The sequence below is a fragment of the Microcoleus sp. LAD1_D5 genome (genome assembly GCF_036702115.1).
Lineage (GTDB): Bacteria > Cyanobacteriota > Cyanobacteriia > Cyanobacteriales > Microcoleaceae > Microcoleus.
Map to the genome: position 1 here is coordinate 1 of NZ_JAUBSA010000152.1, position 4,667 is coordinate 4,667.

Consider the following 4,667-nt stretch of genomic DNA (forward strand, 5'->3'; position numbering starts at 1 on the left):
TCTTACACGTTGTCAACGCCGAACGCGAGTCAAAGTCTTTTGAGGTAAGGGTTTTAGGCTTATTCAGCAAGCCCTATTTAGGACTAAACTCAATGGCTAACTCAACTCAAGAAACACCGCAACCAGACAAAAAAGAATTAACTGACATCACAGCTAAACCTCAAGAACAACAAGAAGAACCGCCCAATAAAGGTGACGGGCGAAAATAGTCGATCGACCTTCATCTGCCACGATATAACTCCCGAATTGCCTTAAGATCACCTACTTGTTATTTTCTCAGCATCCGTGTTCTTCGCTACGAGAGCGGTTGCTATAAATTGGTATTCTGCCAGTAGTTCGGGAGTAAATAAACAAACCCGATTTTTTCCAAAAATCGGGTTTATTATTGACAAATTATTCAGTTTGTGAAGTGGCGTTGTTCGATCGTAAATTCGGCTTTCCCGGCTTCCCTCTGCGTCCATCCAAAGAAACCACATCAGCCTCAGAACTCTCTCTAGCCACCCGAATCAGCAACCCCGACAACAACAAACTTGCCAACATCGAAGAACCCCCGTAACTAAAAAACGGCAGCGGCAAACCCGTAGTCGGCAAAACCCCCGTAGCCACCCCAATATTCAGCAGCGACTGTCCCACCATCACCACCATCACCCCAATCGCCACCAACTGAGACTCAGTATTTCGAGCCTTCATGGCTACCCTCAAAGCCACAGTAGAGTAAGCCGCCAACATCAGCAACAGTGAGAAACATCCCACCAAACCAAACTCCTCAGCAAACACAGCAAAAATAAAATCGCTGTACTGAATCGGCAAATAAAATAATTTTTGCTGCGACATCCCCAAACCCACACCCCAAATGCCCCCAGAACCCACCGCCAGAAGACTTTGAATCAACTGATAACCGTCTTGCATCGGATCAGCCCAAGGATTGAGGAAAGACATAATCCGGCGGCGCTGGTATTCCCTAAAACTAATACTTAAAACCGCTAAAAGCATTCCCCCCATAGCTGTTGCGCCCAATTGCAAGTAAGGCAAGCCAGCCGCTAAAGCCACCAACCACAAAGTCATCCCGCACAAAGCGGTGGTGCTCAAATTAGGCTGCAACAAAATTCCCAACAGCATTGCACCGAAAATTAACAGCCAAGTTAAGCGAACTTTATTCGTCAAGCGGGACCAGTTGCCGAAAATGCGGGCGCTTTGGAGAACAAAAAACGGCTTGATCAACTCAGAAGGTTGAATAATCGGAACCGGGCCCAGAGATATCCAGCGAGTCGCCCCGTTGATTGTGGTTCCCACTCCCGGAACTAAGGTCAACCAGAGCAATCCCAGCAGCAATAAAACGCCTAACTGAGATGTTTTCATGATGTAGCGCAGTGGGGAGTACACTATCAAGTTAAAGCCGGCCAGCCCGATCGCCACTGCGATTAGCTGTCGTTTAAAATAATAAAGGCCGTCTCCAAATTCATAATTTGCAATGGGATAGGAAGCCGAAAACAAAGCTGTCAGCCCGACAAACAGCCACAGAAAAGTCAGCCACCTCAGCCAGCGGGCCTCAGCGGCCCATTGAGACGCGCTGGGGTCAAAAAAGGGAATCAAGCGTCGAATGTCATTAGCCATAGGATTTTAGAATGATCTCAATAAACTCTAACAAAGATGGCTAAAGTACCAGATTGGTTAATTTACGCATTAATTTGCTCGCTGTTATATGGTTTGTGGGGATTTTTGGGCAATTTAGCCACTAAATATATTGACTACAAAACTGCTTTTGTTTATGAAGCAATTGGCGCTATTTTAACTACTTTATTTATTATTTTCCACACTAATAATTTTAGTTTTGAGGGAGATGTTAGGGGGATTTTGTTTGCGATGTTAGTGGGCGTTTGTGGCACGGTGGCATCATTAGTATTTTTTATAGCCCTGACCAAAGGTGAAGTTGCCAATGTAGTGAGTGTTACATCTATCTACCCGCTGATTACTATATTATTATCGTCTTTATTCTTGAAAGAGGCTATTACGTTACCACAAATGCTTGCTGTTTTGTTAGCGATAATCGCAGTTATACTTTCTGCTTATTGAAATATTGGTCAATGATTAAATTAACAACGCTGGACATTCTTTCTTCTGCTATAACAACAAAAAAGAGGTCATCGCGACCTCTTACCCCTCTACTAATCCAGCTTCGGCTCTTAAAGTAAACCTGTATTAGCTCCGGGCTTACCGGTAGCCAGTTGCACTTTAATAATTCTGCCGCCCATTTTCATAATTCTTTGCTGTTCCCGGAACCAGTTGTCGTAAGGAACGAGCTTAGTAAAATAGGTATTTTGCAATTCGCGCTGAGTGCGAATGCGAGTTTGACTGGGGACGCAAGCAGTCACCTTAAACATTCTCATGGGAAACTAACTCCTGAGTAGGTTTACAGATTATTAGATGGATTTTTTAAAGATTGAAGGCAGGGAGTTAGGAGTCAAAACTAGCTCGTTAAAACTCGTCGGGCTTTCTCGACAAGCCTTTGACGGTCTAGCAATCACTCTCAACTTCCCTGACCTCTTTTCAAAGCCAAAGGTAACAAGTCCAAAGTTAAAAGTTAAAAGAGGCAAGAAATAAATGTTATTTCTTCTTCTTTCTTCCTTCTCCCTTTTTCCTTCTTCCTGAGTCTTAGCTCAAGCCAGAGCAGATGTAGTCGAAATAGACGCCCATTTCTTTACCAGCGTCAGAACCGACCAAACCGGCGGTGACTTCTTTCATTGCTTGGATTGCTTGTACGGTAGAACCGATGGGCACGCCCAAGGAGTTGTAGGTTTCTTTCAAACCGTTGAGCACGCGCTCATCGAGGATGGAAGGGTCGCCAGCTAGCATAGCGTAGGTGGCGTAGCGGAGGTAGTAGTCCAAGTCGCGGATGCAAGCTGCATAACGACGAGTGGTGTACATATTGCCACCGGGACGAGTTACGTCAGAGTACAACAGAGACTTAGCAACTGCTTCTTTGACGATTGTGGCTGCATTGGCGCTGATGGCTGTAGCGGCGCGGACGCGCAGTTCGCCAGAAGCAAAGTAGTTCTTGAGCTTGTCTAGAGCACTGATGTCGAGGTACTTACCTTGAACGTCAGAGGAATTGATAACGGCGGTAATTGCGTCTTGCATGGTTGTCTTGTTTCCTAGAAAGTGGCTGAGTCAGTCCAATTTTGGAGCTAGAATTTGGAATTTGGGATTTGGGATTTAAGATTTTTAAGTGGCTGGTTATTTGCAAAAGCTTTTAACTTGTTGCCGGCAACCCCCAATTTTTCAATCTAAAATCGAAAACCTAAAATCGAAATTCCTTACTGCATCGCACCGATAACGTAGTCGAAGTAAGAGGAAGCTTCGGAAGCGTCTTCTCCAGACAGCAGCGAACTTGCTGCATTTTTCATAGCGCGAACGCCTTCGGCGACGGCTTCAATCGGGGTGCCGAGAGATTTGTACATTTCGCGGACGCCGACAATACCGATTTCTTCGATCGGAGTAATGTCGCCAGCTACGATTCCGTAGGTGATCAAACGCAGGTAGTAATCCATGTCGCGCAAGCAAGTTGCGGTCATTTCTTCGCCGTAAGCGTTGCCGCCGGGAGAAACAATATCAGGGCGCTTTTGGAAAAGTTGGTCGCCTGCTTGCTTGACGATGCGTTCGCGGGATTCGCTCAAAATTTGGGCGATGCGGACGCGGCGTTCACCAGAGGTGACAAAGCTCTTGATCCGATCTAATTCACCTGGGCTCAAGTAGCGAGCTTCGGCGTCTGCGTTGACGATTGATTTGGTGACGATACTCATCTTGTGTGTACCCGCTGGATATTTTGCTATACGAACTGCTCCGCGCTGAGCTAGCGACGGCGGGCGCTTGCATCCCTTACCTTTCATGCTCAGGCAGGAGCTTTGACGGGGAAGGCTGGACTTTCCACAGTCAGCAACTGTTAAAGTTGTTGGCCGCAGGCTGCCTTCGGTGTTTGACGGCGCTTGTTCTTCACGCCGGTGCGCTTGTGAGTGCTCGCACTAAGCCTGTCGCTTACAATACCACAAATGACTGATGCGATCTTTAATTTATGATCGAGATTGCAGCAGGCCACTTAGTGGCGATCGAGTGACTATTGGGCAGTTAGTAAGGATATTGCTTCTCTGACACAACTACCTCTCGCAAGTATTTTGAGGCATTATGTTCACATTCTGAGTGTTACTGTAATAGTTTGTAACATTCCTTTTCATGTTTGGGCCCTCGCTTGGGTCTTCTAAGTTAAATTTTCACAGTTAAAAAACTGGCTATAATTATCTCCCAGCAAGGATTGCAGGCTATCTATTCTTCGCGAGGCATTTGGGGCGGGCGACGGAGCGAGGCTCAAAGGCTTGCCCCTGAGAGGGAGAGAAGCGGGAGATGGGGGGAGACTGGGGGGAGATGTACGATCGTCTCACATCTTGCACCGTTCTCAACAAGTCTGGGACGGGCGGGATCTCCCGCCAAAGGAGTGTCAACTTAAGGTAAAACCGATAGTCCGTCAGGGGTTGAAACCCCTGCCTCAAAGCGAAAGTCCTCTAAAAGAGGACTAATGAATTATTCAGTCCTCTAAAAGCAATAGTCCGGACAGTTTTTATATGGCCCAATGGCTTATTCTGTAGGACTTTGAGCCACTGTGGATAATTAAATCA

General features: G+C 46.4%; 6 protein-coding genes. 2 read left to right on the forward strand and 4 right to left on the reverse strand.

Annotation, left to right across the window (positions count from 1 at the left end; all coding sequences use genetic code 11):
* Positions 1–209, forward strand: a 209-nt coding sequence (locus QUA70_RS28040) for a hypothetical protein (RefSeq protein ID WP_333410767.1), incomplete at its 5' end; no start/stop codon positions are given.
* Between the two features lie 184 nt (positions 210–393).
* Here the strand turns inward: QUA70_RS28040 and QUA70_RS28045 are convergent.
* The gene (locus QUA70_RS28045) at positions 394–1,614 is read right to left on the reverse strand and encodes an FtsW/RodA/SpoVE family cell cycle protein (RefSeq protein ID WP_333334646.1); all 1,221 of its coding nucleotides are present in this window, start codon (positions 1,612–1,614) and stop codon (positions 394–396) included.
* Positions 1,615–1,650: 36 nt separating this feature from the next.
* Between QUA70_RS28045 and QUA70_RS28050 the strand changes: the two genes are divergently transcribed.
* Complete coding sequence (locus QUA70_RS28050) at positions 1,651–2,073, forward strand: EamA family transporter (RefSeq protein ID WP_333334648.1); 423 nt, start codon at positions 1,651–1,653, stop codon at positions 2,071–2,073.
* Positions 2,074–2,183: 110 nt separating this feature from the next.
* On the opposite strand, the gene QUA70_RS28055 is transcribed toward QUA70_RS28050, so the two are convergent.
* The 3 genes from QUA70_RS28055 to apcA form a co-directional block, all read right to left on the reverse strand.
* Positions 2,184–2,387, reverse strand: a complete 204-nt coding sequence (locus tag QUA70_RS28055; RefSeq protein ID WP_006634929.1) for a phycobilisome linker polypeptide — start codon at positions 2,385–2,387, stop codon at positions 2,184–2,186.
* Between the two features lie 265 nt (positions 2,388–2,652).
* Positions 2,653–3,138 carry an allophycocyanin subunit beta gene (gene apcB, locus QUA70_RS28060; protein WP_006634930.1) on the reverse strand — a complete coding sequence of 162 codons (486 nt, stop codon included), beginning with the start codon at positions 3,136–3,138 and terminating at the stop codon, positions 2,653–2,655.
* 176 nt (positions 3,139–3,314) lie between these two features.
* Positions 3,315–3,800: an allophycocyanin subunit alpha gene (gene apcA, locus QUA70_RS28065; protein ID WP_333036136.1), complete on the reverse strand. Its 486-nt coding sequence runs from the start codon at positions 3,798–3,800 to the stop codon at positions 3,315–3,317.
* Between the last annotated feature and the right edge of the window lie 867 nt (positions 3,801–4,667).